The following is a 15,244-nucleotide window of genomic DNA, read 5'->3' as shown; positions in this document are numbered from 1 at the left end:
GTTTTACACCTGAAGCAGGGAGGTTCCCATGCACCATCGACTCAGGGCGGTCGCGGTCACGGCCGGGCTCGGGCTCGCCCTCGCCGCCTTGCCCGCTCATGGCGCGATTGCTGACGAGCTGGAGGCCACGTTCCAAACCCAGAATGCTGCGGCTGAGCTTTCGGTCGAGGAAGCCGCGACGCCGGATGATGAGAATGCGCCCGTCTCGGACACCGACGTCTCTGGCCCTGAAGCCCCGCGGCAGAGCAACGAGACGCCAGACGACCCCGCTGATGAGACGCTCGCCCAGAACGGGGACGACGCGACGACGGCGCCGGAAACCCCTCCAAAGACAGACAGCGGCGAGAGCGCAACGACCGAGGCCTCCCCCATCCCGGATGCCGACACCATCGCCTCAAACCCGCTCCCCTCCGCGCCCGCACTCCCAACCGAGCCCGAGCCCTTGCAGCCGTCAACCCCCGTCAGGGGCTGGAGCGGAAACCACTACTGGGACGGCACGCTCAACGAAGACGGCACGGAGAGGCTCTACACCGGGTGGGTCGTGGACGACCATGACGGAGAGGGCCTGCAGCGCTACTGGGTGCTGAACGGCGAGAAGTTCACGGAGGGGCTTTTCCACGTTGGCGACGGAACGTGCGGCTACGCGCTCGCCGATGAGGGCTGGGTGCTGCGAGGCATCTCAGACGTCATCGACGGGCTCATCTACGTCGCGGACAACGACGGCGTCCTCCTCTCCCCCGGCTGGCACGTGACGGGGGAGTTCACGGGCGGGGAGCTGCAGCGCTACTACATAGAGAGCGACCACGCCGCGCACGTGGGCTACGCGGAGTCCGGCGGCTGGGCGCACTACACCACCACCCGTGGCTACGTCGCCCGGGGAAAGACCGTGGACGCGGATGGCACCGTCGCCCTGGCGAACAACGACGGGCGCGTGGAGAAGGACGGCTGGCTCGTCACGGGAACATATGATGGCGGCAGCCTCCAGCGCTATTACATCGAGAGGGGCGCCGCCAAGCTCGGCGAGTTCATGGTGGGCGCGTCCACGTACTTCGGCCTCGAGAGAGAGGGCTACGTCCTCAGGGGCGCCGGAACTGACGCGGCAAAGGGCCGCTACGCTGACAACGACGGCGCGCTCGCCCAGTCGCGGTGGGTGGTGACGGACGCCTTTGGCCAGGGCCTCCAGCGCTACTGGTTTGACTCCTCGGCACGCATGGCCGCAGGCCGCCTCGTTGACCCCACGAGCGCGGAGGACGCCGGCGCGGGGTGGTACGCATACGCGCGGCCCGAGGGCTACGTCGTGCGCGGGAAGTACGACACGGGCAGAGGCCTGGTCTACCTCGCGAACAACGATGGCGTGCTCGCCTCGACGAAGGACGGAGGCGGCTGGCTCGTCACGGGCGCATACGACGGCGGCGGGCTTCAGCGCTACTACATCGATCCGGTCTCCCACGCCGCCCGGAGTGGCTTCTTCGCCGTGGGCGGGAAGACCTACTTCGGCCTCGGCAACCAGGGCTACGTCCTGCGCGGCAAGATGCCCTGGGGCGACCACGTCCTTCTCGCCAGCAACGACGGCGACATGGTGCAGACCGCCGGCTGGCTCGTGACCGGGCTCTACGACGGCGGGACGCTGCAGCGCTACTGGATCGGCGAGATTGACGGCTTCGCGGGCTTCTTCGGCGCCGTCACGGGCTTCTTCGACCTTCCCGACGGCACGTCGGGCTATGGCGTGGCGGGCCAGGGCTACGTGCTTCGCAATGCCCCCATCTGGTGCCTGGGCGACGACTACACAGCCCGCTACTACGTTGCCAACAACGACGGGCAGCTCGTCCTCGACGAGGCGCGCTCCAAGGTGGTGAGCGCCTACGCCAAATGGATGGCGGAGATCGCGCTCGACGACTCCCACGGCTACGACCAGCTCTACCGCGAGGGCGAGTACGGCGACTACGACTGCTCGGCGCTCACCATCGCCGCGCTCCAGAAGGCCGGCATCGACACCGCTTGGGCATGGAGCACGCGCGACATGCGCGCCGCGCTCACGAGCACGGAGTTCGAGTGGATCCCCAACCTCTCCGACCTGCAGTACGGCGACATCCTCCTCGCGGAGGGGCACCACGCCGCGGTCTACCTCGGCGACGGGAAGCTCGTGGAGGCCTGGGCAAACGAGTTCAACGGGGCGGTTGGCGGCGAGCCTGGAGACCAGACGGGCGAGGAGATCCGCATCCGCAGCTACTACGACTATCCGTGGAGCGGCATCCTGCGCCTGAGGGCGTAGGGACGGGCACCGCAGGCTCGTGACATGGGGCGGGGCGCCGGCGACTTCCTCCGCCGGCGCCCCGCTCCGATCGTCTTCCGAGCTTTCCGCGACCGCTATCGAGCGTCGTTCTTCTCGATGTCTATGAGGATCTCGTCCGCGTCGATGAGGGGCAGCATCACGGTGCCCATGGGCGACATCGCGGACATCTCAGCGAGCTTGCTCGTGGCGAAGGCGTAGCCTGCCTTGATGGCCTCGAGGCGCATGGCGTGCTCCATCTTCTTGTCGCGCTGCGCGGCGGCGGACTCCTCGCTGCCGGCCATGTGGCGCGCGGCTATCGCGGCGTCCCCCATGATGGGCGAGGTCACGACCACGCCGACGAGCGCGCCGAAGTGCAGGAACTCGGGGCGCTCGCCCTGCTCTCCCGCGGGCGCGGACGGGTCGGCGATGCCAAACTGGACGCCCACCATGGCCCTGAGGACGTTCTGGCGGTTCTTGACGTCCAGGCTGAAGCGCTTGTCCGGGTTGGTGATGGCGAGGCGGCTCTCGCCGGTGCGCTCCGCGACGGGCGCGGCGTGGAAGACGCACTCGATGAGCGAGAGGTCGTCGACGCGCATGGCGAGGGAGATGTCGGTGTCGCTCATGTGGCTCCTTTCGTGCGATGTCTCCCGTGCATCTTAGCATGCGAGACGGCGGGAGACAGGGCGAGGGGCCGCCGCACCGCATGAGAACGGGGCCGGGGAATCGCTCCCCGGCCCCGTGGCGGCCCGTCCTTCTCGCCTTGTCGCGCGACGCTAGGCCCCGAGCTCCTCCACCGCGGCGCGGAGCTCCTCCACGCGGTCCGTGCGCTCCCAGGTGAACTCGGGGAGCTCCCGGCCGAAGTGGCCGTAGGCGGCGGTCTTCTCGTAGATGGGGCGGCGCAGGTCGAGGTCGCGGATGATGGCGCCCGGTCGCAGGTCGAAGACCCTCTCCACGGCGGCCTCGATCGCGGCGTCGTCGACCTCCCCCGTGCCGAAGGTGTCCACCATCACGGAAAGCGGGTGGGAGACGCCGATGGCGTAGGCCAGCTCGATCTCGCAGCGGTGCGCGAGGCCCGCGGCCACCACGTTCTTGGCCACCCAGCGCGCGGCGTAGGCGGCCGAGCGGTCCACCTTGGTGCAGTCCTTTCCGGAGAAGCACCCGCCGCCGTGGCGTCCCATGCCGCCGTAGGTGTCCACGATGATCTTGCGCCCGGTGAGGCCGGTGTCGCCCATGGGGCCGCCCACCACGAAGCGGCCGGTGGGGTTCACGTAGACGTCGGCGTTGTGCCACTCGATGCCCACGGTGTCCATCACGGGCGCGATCACGTAGTCGACCATGTCCGCCTTGACGGTGGCCATGTCCTCGATGGCGGCGTCGTGCTGGGTGGAGACCACGATGGCCGTGACCTCCGCAGGACGGTCGTCCTCGTAGCGGACGGTCACCTGGGTCTTGCCGTCCGGCCGCAGGTACGGCACCTGGCCGTTGCGGCGGACCTCCGTGAGGCGCTCCGCCATGCGGCTCGCGAGGTAGTGCGGCATGGGCATGAGGACGGGGGTCTCGTCGGTGGCGTAGCCGAACATCATGCCCTGGTCGCCCGCGCCCACGAGGTCGATGGGGTCGGTCGTGCGGCCGGCCTGGGCGTCGAAGGACTCGTCGACGCCGGCGGCGATGTCGGGGCTCTGCTCGTGGATGAGGTTGAGGACGCCGCAGGTGTCGGCGTCGAAGCCGAACTTGGCGCGCGTGTAGCCGATGCGGCGGATGACGTCGCGGGCGATCTTCTGCACGTCGAGGTAGGCCTCGGTGCGAATCTCGCCGGCGATGATCACGGTGCCCGTGGTCACGAAGGTCTCGCACGCGCAGCGGACGTTGTCCACGTTGGCCGCCACGCCCGAGGGCGAGACGTAGCCGGCCTCCTGGAGCTCAGCCTCCTTGGCGAGAAGCGCGTCGAGGATGGCGTCTGAGACCTGGTCGCAGATCTTGTCCGGGTGGCCCTCCGTCACGCTCTCCGAGGTGAAGAGGTAGCTGCGGGACGAGGTGGAACGATGGGGTGAAGACATGTCGGTCCTTCTTTCGCTTTCGGGGCGGCCGTTGCCATTCCGCCCCTCCCGATACAAATGCCTAGTGATGATACCCAAATGCCGCGGCGCCGACGCCGCGCCCGCACGTCAGCACGGCAACCACACGTTCCGGCGCGGGCAGGAGGGTGGCGGGCTCTTCTCGCCGGTTCTTCTCGCCATGCGGAACCGCGCGCGGAGGCATGCTCGGCAGGCGCGAGAGGCGAGAAGCGGGCGCCCTCCTCGCCTTCGAGCATGCCGTATGTACCAGCATGCCCATATGCACGGAATCGGTCGCTGAAGACGAGAAGCCGTGCGCCGAGGCATGCTCGGCGGCGGCATGGCAGCGACACCGGCCGTCGCGCCCGTGGGTCAGCCGAGAAAGACGGCGCGGCCGCGCTCCGTGCCCACACCGAAGAGCGCGAGGTCCAGAATCCTTTGGGTGAGCGCCTCGACGCTCTTGGGCGCCCCGTCGGGGGCCACGTGCTCGAACACCAGGAAGGCGCCTGCCACGGCGGCCGCGCAGAGGCGGCTGTCGGCGTCCTCGCGGACGAGCCCCTCCCCCTTGGCGCGCTCGAGCTGGGCCGTGAGGATGGCGAGGACGCGCGCGAGCCGCGGCCCCTCCACGGCGGGCGCCCCCGTCGCGCTCGTCCCGGAGCCGAGCATCGCGAGCATGAGGGGGCCGCCGGGCCTCAGGGCCTCTGCGAGCGCGCGAACGAGCCCGAGGATGGAGTCGGCCGCCGAGGGGGCGTCGGCGACGACCCGCTCCACCGCGTCGACGAGCGCCTCGACCGAGCGGTCCATCACGGCGCGGACGAGCTCCCCCTTGTCCGCAAAGTAGTAGTAGAGCGAGCCCTTCGACATCTCGCAGCGGGACGAGACCTCCATCATCTGGAAGTCCGTCCCGCCGCGCTCCACCATGAGCTCCGCCGCGGCCTCCATGATCTTCTCGCGCGTCACCGCGCTCTTGCGGGTCCTCGCCTCCGCCCGGCCTCCCCTGATCTCCATGCGCGCCTCCCCTCGCGACGTCGTCCCGAGCCTCCCCCCGGGTGCGCCTCTCGTTAGCAGAATCCTATCATCTGGTCTCTATTTTTGAGTGCAGTTCAAAAATATTGAACGCGAGTGTATAGTTTCGGCCGAAAGGGAAACGAGAGGGTAGGCGGGCCCGACGGCCCGACCGACGCCGGGTGACGGGGTTTGGACGGATGGGGCCGCGGAAACGGCCTCGTCTGTCCGAAGCCCGTCACTCGGCTGGACAGAACCGCCCGGAGGACCAGAGGGGATCGTCAAGCATGCGCACCGCCATCCGAATATTCATCCGCGACCTGAGGAGGCTCCTCGCGAGCCCCGCCGCGATTGTGATCGCCGTGGGGGTCTGCGTCATACCCTCCGTCTACGCGTGGCTCAACATCCTGGCAAACTGGGACCCGTACGAGAACACGGGCACGGTTCCCGTGGCGGTGGCCGAGCTCGACCGGGGGGCGGACGTCCCCGGGATGGGGTTCACGGACGCGGGCGACATGGTCCGCCAGCGCCTCGAGGAGAACGACCAGCTGGGATGGACGTTCGTCGACAGCGAGGAGGACGCGCTCGAGGGCGTGCGCTCGGGGCGCTACTTCGCGGCCTTCGTCATCCCCGAGGACTTCACCTCCACGCTCGCGGGCGTGCTCGACGGGCGCACCGAGCCCGCGCGCGTGGGCTACTACGTCAACGAGAAGGCGAACGCCGTGGCGCCCAAGGTCACGGACACCGGCGCCACCACGCTCGAGACCCAGATAGCCCAGGAGTTCGTCAGCGTGGCGGGAGAGACGGTGACCGAGCGGCTCCAGGGCGCCGTGCGCGGAGCGACGGGCGCCGCCGACGCCGCGTCAGAGGGCGCGGCGGCAGACCTGCGCGACGTCGGCGGTCGCCTCGACGGGCTCGCGGGCGTGCTCGAGGCGGCACGCGGCGATGTCGCGGCCGCGCGCGAGGCCGTAGGCGACGCCCGCGCCGCCGTGGCGGACGCCGGCGGGGCCGCAAGCTCGCTCGCCGGGTCGCTCGACGCGGCGCTCGGGACGCTCGGCCAGGCGCGCGGGCGGGCGCGGACCCTCGCGGGCGACCTCTCCTCCGCGCTCGGGACGGGCGCGAGCGCGCTCGCCGACCTCTCTTCGACCGCGAGCCACGACATCGGCGCCATCGCCGGGGACGTGGGCTGGGCGCAGGGGCGCGCCCAGGCGGCCATCTCGCAGATCCGCGCCGCCAACGGCACCGTGGGCGGCATGCTGGGGACGCTCGAGTCCGCCCTGGACGAGCTCTCCGCGGCGGGCCCCTCGGACGGGGCGGCGGCCGCGCTTCGCGACCGCGTGGTCGAGGGCCTGCGCTCCGCCCTCTCCGACCTCGAGCGGCTCTCCGCCGACCAGGCCGCCGAGCTCGACGAGCTGGAGGCCGCCTCCCGGGAGGTCGCCTCCGGCGCTGACGCGATGGGCAACCTCGCCGGGGAGGTGAACGACGCGATGCAGGCGGGCGCCTCCTCGCTGGAGGGGCTCCGCTCCCAGGTGGCGCAGGACGCCTCGCCCCAGCTCTCCGCCGCGCTCGACGAGCTCGCGGACGCCGGCGGGCGCGTGGCCGGCGGCGTCTCCGCGCTCGGCCCGATGACGGGGCAGGCTGACGGCACGCTGGCGCAGCTCGACGCCCTTCTCGCCCAGTGCGACGCCACGCTCGGGCGGGCCGCATCGGGCCTGCGCGACGCCGCGGGCACGGCGGGCGGCCTCGCCGACGACCTCGCGGCCGTAGCGGGGGCCTCCGACTCCGCCGCCGTGAGCGGCCTGCTCGCACTCGACCCCGCGTCCACGGGGTCGGCGCTCGGAGCCCCCGTCGAGATGGCGAGCGAGCCCGTCTTCCCCGTCGCCAACTACGGCTCGGGGGTGGCGCCCTTCTACACCAACCTCGCCCTCTGGGTGGGCGGGTTCGTCCTCGTGGCCGTCTACAAGCTCGAGGTCGACCGCGAGGGCCTCGGCGTCGCCGAGGTGACGCCCACCCAGGCGTTCTTCGGCCGCTGGCTGCTGCTCGCCCTGCTCGGGCAGGTGCAGGCGCTCGTCTGCTGCGTGGGCGACGTGGCGCTCGGCATCCAGTGCGTCTCGCCCGCGGCCTTCGTGCTGGCGGGGATGGTGGAGTCGCTCGTCTACGTGTTCGTCGTCTACGCGCTGGCGGTAGCCTTGAAGCACGTGGGAAAGGCCCTCGGCGTGCTGCTCGTGGTCCTGCAGATCCCCGGCGCCTCGGGGCTCTATCCCATCCAGATGCAGCCCGACTTCTTCCGCGCGCTCGGGCCGTGGCTGCCCTTCACCTACGGCATCAACGCCATGCGCGAGGCCGTCGCGGGCTTCTATGACGGCTACTACGTCCGCAACCTGCTGGTCCTTCTCGCCTTCGCGCTGCCGGCGCTGCTGCTCGGCGTGGCCGCGCGCCGCAGGCTGGCGGGCGTGAACGCCCTCTTCGACCGGCGCATGGCCCAGACGGACCTCCTCATCGCCGACCACCCCGCCGCATGGGGCGAGAAGGACGAGGGGTTCCTGGCGTCCGTCGTGGACGCGCTCGCCACCTCGCCGGGCCATAGGGAGGCCTTCCTCGCGCGGGCCGCGCGCTTCGAGCTCGCGTACCCGCGGCTCGTGCGGCGGGGCGTGGCGGCGCTGCTGGCCGTGCCGCTGGTCCTTCTCGCCCTGCTCTTTGTGACGCCCGCGAAGTTCGCGCTGCTCGTGCTGTGGGTGCTCTCGCTCGTGGCCGCGAGCGCGTACCTCATCGGCGTCGAGTACGCACACGACCGGCTCGCCCGCATGAGCGAGCTCGAGAGGATGGGGACCGACGAGCTCGTGGGGCTCGTCGAGGACATGAGAGGGGGCGATGTGCGATGAGGAGGATCTGGGCGTTCCTGCGCCGCGACGCTCGGCACGCGGTCTCGAGCGCGATCGCGCTCGTCGTGTTTGCGGGAATAGTGGCCGTGCCGTCGTTCTACGCGTGGTTCAACATCGCCGGCAGCTGGGACCCCTACGGCAACACGAGGAACCTCCGCGTGGCCGTGGCGAACGAGGACGCCGGCTACGAGGGGCGCCTCCTTCCCGTGAGGGTCAACATGGGCGAGCGCGTGGTGTCCGACCTGCGCGCGTCCGAGTCGATCGGATACGAGGTCACCTCGGCCGACGATGCCGTCGAGGGAGTGCGGTCCGGCGAGTACTTCGCCGCGATCGTGATCCCGGAGGACTTCTCGCGCGACATGATGGGCGTGCTCTCGGGGACCTCCGGGCGGCCGCGGGTGAGCTTCTACCAGAACGAGAAGGAGAACGCCATCGCCACGATCGTGACGGACAAGGCGTCGGCCGCCGCGCAGGCGGACATCGACGCGAGCTTCGCGCGGTCGGTCGCGAGCGTGGGGGCGGGCGTGCTCGACGAGCTCTCTCGCGCGCTCGACGACGACGGCGTCACCTCGCTCGCCGCGCGGCTCGGCTCCGCCGTGGCTGACGCGGAGGACTCGCTCGCCGGCACGGCCGACGACGTGCGCGGGTTCTCCGAGCTTCTCGCCTCGACGCGTGGGCTCCTCGGCAGCGGCGCGGACGCGGCGGAGTCGGCGCTCTCCCCCGCCGCCGGGGCGGGCGACGCGCTGCGCGAGACGGCCTCCGGGCTCGCGGGCGCGGGCTCTGCGATCGACGGCGCGGCGACGTCCGTCGAGGGGGCGCTCGCGTCCGCCGGGGCGGGCCTCGACGGGGTCGACGACGCCATTGACGACGCGCTCTCTGCGGCGGAGGCGCAGTCGGCGCGCGTCCGCGGCCTGCTCGACGACGCGCGCGCCGCCGCGGACGGGCAGGCCTCCTCGCTCGACGCGCTCGCGTCCGCGCTCGGGGAGCAGGCCGCGCTTATGGGCCAGCTCGAGGAGACGCTCCCCGAGGGGGCGGCGCGCGACCGGGTGGCGGCGGCGCGCGAGCGCGTGCAGGGGCTCGCCGAGCGCGTGACGCAGGCGGCCGACGAGATGCGCGACCTCTCGCAGGGCCTCCAGCGCACCATGTCCGACCTCGACGCGGGCGTGGCCGACGCCGGGGCGGCGCGCCAGGAGCTCGCAGGGCTCGTCGGCGAGGCGCGCGCGGCGATCGACGAGGTGCGCGGGTCCTACGACGCCGACGTGCGCGGCGTGCTCGAGGAGCTCGCGACGCAGGTCGGCGACGCTGCGACGCAGGCAGACGCCGTGCAGGGGAGCCTCTCGGCGGCGCTCTGCGCCGCGCGCGACGCCGCGCGGGGAGCCGAGGGAACGCTCGGCGACGCGCAGACCTCGCTCGACGAGACGGCGGACGCCATTGAGAAGAGCGCGGGGCGGCTGGGCGACCTGCGCGAGCGCCTCTCCGCGGCACTGACCAGCGGAGACGTCGAGCAGGTCCGCAGGGTGCTCGCCGCCGACCCCTCCGAGCTCGCGGACTTCGTCGCGGCGCCGGTCGACGTGGAGCGCACGGCCATCTTTCCCGTGGAGAACAACGGGTCTGCCATGGCCCCGTTCTACACCACGCTCGCCATCTGGATCGGGGGCGTCGTGCTCTGCGCGCTCGTGCGGGCCACCCCCTCGGCCGAGGCGCTTGCCGAGACCGGCTGCTCGCACGCGCAGGCCTACGTGGGGAGGCTCCTGCTGTTCTGCGCGGTGGGGCTCGCCCAGGCGGCGCTCATTTGCGGCGGCGACCTCTTCTACCTGGGTGTGCAGTGCGAGCATCCGTGGCTGCTCCTCCTCGCGTGCCTCACATCCTCGCTCGTGTACGTGAACCTGATCTTCTCGCTCACCGCGTCCTTCGGCGACGTGGGCAAGGCAGTGGCCGTGGTGCTCATGGTGATCCAGGTGGCGGGATCGGGCGGCACCTTCCCGCCCCAGATGCTGCCTCCCGCCTTCCAGGCCGTCTACGCGTGGCTGCCCTTCGTCCACAGCGAGAACGCCATGCGCGCGGCGATGTTCGGCGTCTGGGAGGGCGACATCTGGCGCGAGCTGGCGGTCCTTCTTGCCTACCTCGTTCCCGCCCTGCTCCTGGGCCTGGTGCTCCGCCGTCCGGTGATCCGCCTCAACGAGCGGCTCGAGGAGCGCCTGGAGGAGACCCGCCTCATGTGAGCGCCCTGCGTCACGGAGGCGCCGGGCGCGGAGGCGCGGGCCTCCGCACGAGCGACGCGTTTTGAACGGACAAAGCCCCTCGGGAGGTGCGGTCCGTTCGAAGCGCGTCACTCGGCATTGGGCAAGCTGAGAGTAGGGTCCGCAATCAGGCGGATAGTGTGAAAAAAGCGGCCCCAACAATGCAATCAGGGGGATAGTGCGAAGCGTTTTCGGGGGTCATCGTCACGATTGACGTCGCATCTCCAGCAAAATGCCTGTTGCGGCTGAGGCGGATACTCGGGCTGCCCTGAGAATCGCTTCACACTATCCCCCTGACTGCAGGGAACGAGCCCCGAATTTCACACTATCCGCCTGATTGCACGCGACGGCACGCTTCCCTCCCGGGCACGGCAGCAGATTTCCCCCAAGGGCCGTCCCGGCCTCGGCCAGAAAGTCGAGCGCGCTATACTGATGGCGTATGTGACGATTGTCTCACGGAGAGGAACCTCATGTCAGAGACCCCCGTTCGCGTGCGCTTTGCGCCCTCCCCCACCGGAAAGCTCCACGTTGGCGGCGCGCGCACCGCAATCTACAACTGGGCCTTCGCCCGCGCCAACCACGGCACCTTCATCCTGCGCATCGACGACACCGACCCCACGCGCTCAACCGAGGAGAACACCCAGATCATCCTGCGCGCCATGCGCTGGCTGGGCCTCGACTGGGACGAGGGCCCGGAGGTGGGCGGCGACTTCGGCCCCTACAAGCAGACCGAGCGAGCCCAGATGTATCGCGACGCAGCGCAGCGCCTGTGGGACGAGGGGAAGGCATACCCCTGCTTCTGCACGCCCGAGCAGCTAGCCGCCGACCGCGAGGCCGCGCAGGCTCGCAAGGACCCCTTCCAGGGCTACCAGCGTCGCTGCCGCGACCTCGACCCCGCCGAGGCCCGTCGCCGGATCGACGCCGGCGAGCCCTACGTCCTGCGCATCAAGGTGCCCGAGGACCGCGGCGACGTGGTGGTGCGCGACGCCGTCCACGGCGACGTGACCTTTGCGGCCCGCGAGCTCGACGACTTCGTGATCCAGCGCACCGACGGCACCCCCACCTACAACTTTGCCACCGTGGTGGACGACGCCGCGATGGGCATCACCCACGTCATCCGCGGCGACGACCACCTCTCCAACACCCCGCGCCAGGTCATCGTCTACGAGGCCCTGGGCGCGCCGGTGCCCACCTTCGCGCACATCTCCATGATCCTGGGCGCCGACGGCAAGAAGCTCTCCAAGCGCCACGGCGCCACCAACGTGGAGGAGTACCGCGACGCAGGCTACCTCTCCGACGCCTTCGTGAACTACCTCGCGCTTCTCGGCTGGTCGCTCGACGGCGAGACCACGATCATCCCGCGAGACGTCCTCGCCTCGCAGTTCTCGCTCGACCACGTCTCCAAGAACCCGGCGACCTTCGACCCCAAGAAGCTCGACTGGATCCAGGCGGAGTACATCCGCTCGATGAGCGACCAGGAGTTCGCCGACGAGGTCATGCTGCCGGAGCTCCACGAGGCCGGCGTCATCGGCGGGGACTTCGAGGCCGACGAGGCCTGGGTTGACGCGCTCGCGGCCATCGTGAAGCCGCGCACGAAGTTCCCCGCGGACGTGGTCACGGTGACGGCGCCCGTCTTCGCCACCGCCGAGACCCTCACCTACGACGAGAAGAGCGTGGCCAAGGGCCTCGCCAAGGAGGGCATGGGCGCCGTTCTGGACGCCGCGCGCGACGCGCTCGCCGGACTGGAAGCCTGGGAGCCGGCCGTGATCGACGCCGCTCTGGAGCCGCTGCCCGAGACGCTCGACCTGAAGAAGCGCCTGGTCTTCCAGGCCGTACGCGTGGCCGTGTGCGGCAACATGGTGTCGCCTCCTCTCGGCGAGACGATGGCGCTCGTGGGCCGCGAGGACTGCCTCGCCCGCATCGACCGCGCCCGCGCGATGGCGCTGTAGGCCAAGAGGGAGCTGCCTCCTCGAGCTGCCGGGCGGGCCCCGGACGATCCCCGTACGGGACGTCCGGGGCCCGTCCGCTCTTCTAGCCGGGCACGCGCCCCATCAGGGGCTGCCGAGAACGGGAGCCTGCGCACGCGAGAGGGGCTTGAGAGGCGCGCGCAGCCTGTGACCATGCGTCCTTATGACCAGAAATCCCGACCTGCGCGTCCTTCTCGGCATGCGCAGGTCGGGACTGCTGATTAATCGGAATAGCGCGTGGCGCAAGAGGCGAGGAGGGCCTACTGCTCGGTGCCCTCCCCCGCCGAGACGGCGTCATCGGAGCCGGTGACCGCGGCCTCGATCATGGCCGTGAGGCCAGCGACCATCATGTCGACGCTCATGGACGCGGTGCCCTCGCCCATGGAGACCGCCTGCTCGGTGGCGTACGGCACGTGGACGAAGCCGCCGCGGACGCCGGGGTGGCGCGTCGCGAGCGAGTGCAGCAGCCGGTAGAGGACCTCGTTGCAGCAGAAGGTGCCCGCCGTGTAGGAGACTGCGGCCGGCACGCCCGCGGCCCGCGCGGCGTCGACCATCGCGAAGACGGGGACCGTGGCGAAGTAGGCGTCCGGGGCGCCCTCCACGAGCGCGCCGACGGGCTGGTTGCCCTCGTTGTCAGGAATGCGGGCGTTCGCGAAGTTGATGCCCACGAACTCGGGCGTGATGTGGCTGCGCCCGCCGGCCTGGCCGATGCAGAGCACCACGTCGGGCCGCTCGGCGTCGATGGCTGCGTCCACGGCGGCGGCGTCCTTCTCAAAGACCACGGGGATCTGCACGGTGACCACGTCCGCGCCGGCGATCCTTGCCGGCAGGCGGCGCACCGCCTCGAGCGCGGGGTTGATGGACGCGCCGTCGAAGGGCTCGAAGCCCGTCACCAGTACCTTCATGCGTATCGCTTCCTTCCAGGTCGGGTGGTTTCTGACAAAGGTGACAGGGTCAACTGTCATGATGACAATTTACCCTGTCACCTCTGTCAGGTTATGCGCTAGAGGGCGGTCATGACGATCATGTAGACGATCTGCGCGGCGAGCATGAACAGCGCGATGGGGATCTGCTTCTTGATGACGCCGTAGGAGTCCTTCATCTCGAGGATGGCCACCGGCAGGATGTTGAAGTTGGCCGCCATGGGCGTCATGAGCGTGCCGCAGAAGCCGCAGGTGAGCGCCACCGAGCCGATGAGGGCGGGGTCGGCGCCGAGCGAGAGGACGAACGGCGCGCCGATGCCCACCGTGAGCACCGTGATGGCGCCGTAGGCATTGCCCATGACCATGGTGAAGACGGCCATGCCGATGGCGTAGACGATGATGCCCACCACCAGGTTGCCCTGCGGAATCACGCCGGAGACGATGTGGGAGATGACGTCTCCCACGCCAGCGGCGGTGAAGATGGAGCCGAGGGCGGCGAGCAGGATCGGCAGCATCGAGAGCGGGCCCACCGCGTCAAGCATGCGGCGCGTGTCGTTAAGGAACACCTTGGGCGTGTTCTTGTGCGAGAACGCGAAGAGCATGAGGCCGCCCACCACGACGCCGAAGGTGAGGCCGACGAGCGAGCTGATGTTGGTGAAGAGGGCGAAGATGAGAGCCATGACGCCCAGCGAGAGCGCGGGCACGAAGAGCTTCATGCCGATCTTCTCGTAGTTGCCCTCCATCTCCTCCTGAGTGGGCTCGTCGCCCGTGCCGCGGCCAACCTGCTTGCAGATGGCGGGGATGACCATGATGACGACCATCGCGCCCGCGACGGTGCTCGGCACCCAGCGGCCGACGATGAACAGCATGCCGCAGACCACCCAGAACAGGGCCGTGCCCATGCGCTTGGGGTTGGTCTCGTCCTGCGCGTTGCGGATGCCCGCGTAGACGGCGATGAGTCCCATGACGATGTAGGCGACCTCGAGGAGCTTGTCAGAGAGCGTCACGTCGGCGCTCTGGAAGAACTGGATGAACTCCGTCACTTTGCCTCACCGCCCTTCTCGGCGTCGGCGGGCGCGGCCGTGCCGGCGCCCTCGGCCCCGGTCTCGGCGGAGCCCTCCTCGTAGGAGGCCGACCCGGTTGCCTTGATGACGCGTGCGCGGCGCTTGGTGAGGCGACGGTCGATAACGTTGTAGTAGACGATTGCGGCGAGCATGGCGACCACGGCCACGGGCACCTGCACCATGGCGAGGTCGAGCAGGCTCACGTCGTAGCCGAGGCCCGCGAGCGTGCCCTGGACGAGCAGGCCGCCCGAGCCGCCAACGAAGAGCACCTGACCGAAGAACCACGCAACGTTGTCCATGCCCGAGGACATGCCCTTGAGCTCCTCGAGGTGACCGTCGCCGATCTTCTTGCCGTCGCGCTCAACGGCCGCCTGGGCCATGGGCATGATGACCGGGCGGATGAAGCCGGCCACGCCGCCGAAGTTGATGTTGAAGGCGGCAAAGAGGACGCGCACGACGCCGTAGGCGGAGATGATGATGCCCGACGTGGCGTTCTTGAGCTTGCGAATGAGCGCTGCCGCCGCCTGGCGCAGGCCGTTTCGCTCAAGCGTACCCGTGAGCACGAACGTCATGATGAAGATGCACATGCTCCGGTTGGAGACGAAGCTCGTGCCAAGGGTGTCCAAGAACGCCACCGGGTCCATGCCGCCCACCACGGCGGTCGCGATCGCGGCCACCATGATGATGAGGATGGAGTCGAGCTTCAGCGCGAAGCCCACGACGACGATGACGATTCCCAGGAGCTTGAGGAGCTCTGCGGGATCCATCGGTCCTCCTTCTTCGAGAGACAATCCAACTTGGCTATCGTATCCAAGTCGCGCTCGCACCGAGAAGAAC

Annotated in this window: 10 protein-coding genes; 4 read left to right on the top strand and 6 right to left on the bottom strand. The window is 70.0% G+C overall.

Annotated elements, in window-relative coordinates; all coding sequences use genetic code 11:
* Positions 1–28: 28 nt before the first annotated feature.
* Entirely contained in the window at positions 29–2,272 is a 2,244-nt protein-coding gene (locus BQ7391_RS07095) for an endolysin-like domain-containing protein (RefSeq protein ID WP_075279961.1), read from the top strand.
* 95 nt (positions 2,273–2,367) lie between these two features.
* Here the strand turns inward: BQ7391_RS07095 and BQ7391_RS07090 are convergent, their stop codons facing one another.
* From BQ7391_RS07090 to BQ7391_RS07080, 3 genes are all read right to left on the bottom strand, one after another.
* Positions 2,368–2,895: a hypothetical protein gene (locus tag BQ7391_RS07090; protein ID WP_075279960.1), complete on the bottom strand. Its 528-nt coding sequence runs from the start codon at positions 2,893–2,895 to the stop codon at positions 2,368–2,370.
* A 150-nt stretch (positions 2,896–3,045) separates the two neighbouring features.
* Positions 3,046–4,329, bottom strand: coding sequence for a methionine adenosyltransferase (gene metK, locus BQ7391_RS07085; RefSeq protein ID WP_075279959.1), 1,284 nt, complete (start codon positions 4,327–4,329; stop codon positions 3,046–3,048).
* Positions 4,330–4,698: 369 nt separating this feature from the next.
* Positions 4,699–5,334, bottom strand: coding sequence for a TetR/AcrR family transcriptional regulator (locus BQ7391_RS07080; protein ID WP_075279958.1), 636 nt, complete (start codon positions 5,332–5,334; stop codon positions 4,699–4,701).
* A 284-nt stretch (positions 5,335–5,618) separates the two neighbouring features.
* On the opposite strand from BQ7391_RS07080, the gene BQ7391_RS07075 reads away from it, so the two are divergent.
* The 3 genes from BQ7391_RS07075 (at position 5,619) to gltX (ending at position 12,402) form a co-directional block, all read left to right on the top strand.
* Positions 5,619–8,213, top strand: coding sequence for a YhgE/Pip domain-containing protein (locus BQ7391_RS07075; protein WP_075279957.1), 2,595 nt, complete (start codon positions 5,619–5,621; stop codon positions 8,211–8,213).
* Positions 8,210–10,435: a YhgE/Pip domain-containing protein gene (locus BQ7391_RS07070; RefSeq protein ID WP_075279956.1), complete on the top strand. Its 2,226-nt coding sequence runs from the start codon at positions 8,210–8,212 to the stop codon at positions 10,433–10,435. The genes BQ7391_RS07075 and BQ7391_RS07070 overlap by 4 nt, the downstream gene beginning before the upstream one ends.
* 488 nt (positions 10,436–10,923) lie before the next feature.
* Complete coding sequence (gene gltX, locus BQ7391_RS07065) at positions 10,924–12,402, top strand: glutamate--tRNA ligase (RefSeq protein ID WP_075279955.1); 1,479 nt, start codon at positions 10,924–10,926, stop codon at positions 12,400–12,402.
* 278 nt (positions 12,403–12,680) lie between these two features.
* Here gltX and pcp read toward each other — a convergent pair whose 3' ends face one another.
* From pcp to BQ7391_RS07050, 3 genes are all read right to left on the bottom strand, one after another.
* Positions 12,681–13,325, bottom strand: coding sequence for a pyroglutamyl-peptidase I (pcp, locus tag BQ7391_RS07060; RefSeq protein ID WP_075279954.1), 645 nt, complete (start codon positions 13,323–13,325; stop codon positions 12,681–12,683).
* 98 nt (positions 13,326–13,423) lie between these two features.
* On the bottom strand, positions 13,424–14,386 hold the full coding sequence (locus tag BQ7391_RS07055) for a DUF979 domain-containing protein (RefSeq protein ID WP_200799592.1): 963 nt from the start codon (positions 14,384–14,386) through the stop codon (positions 13,424–13,426).
* Positions 14,383–15,174 carry a DUF969 domain-containing protein gene (locus tag BQ7391_RS07050; RefSeq protein WP_075279953.1) on the bottom strand — a complete coding sequence of 264 codons (792 nt, stop codon included), beginning with the start codon at positions 15,172–15,174 and terminating at the stop codon, positions 14,383–14,385. Before BQ7391_RS07050 ends, BQ7391_RS07055 begins: the two co-directional genes overlap by 4 nt.
* Between the last annotated feature and the right edge of the window lie 70 nt (positions 15,175–15,244).

The sequence above is a fragment of the Thermophilibacter provencensis genome (assembly GCF_900128445.1).
Taxonomy (GTDB): Bacteria; Actinomycetota; Coriobacteriia; order Coriobacteriales; family Atopobiaceae; genus Thermophilibacter; species Thermophilibacter provencensis.
The sequence above is the reverse complement of the archived record's forward strand: the minus strand, read 5'-3'. Positions and strand labels throughout refer to the sequence as shown.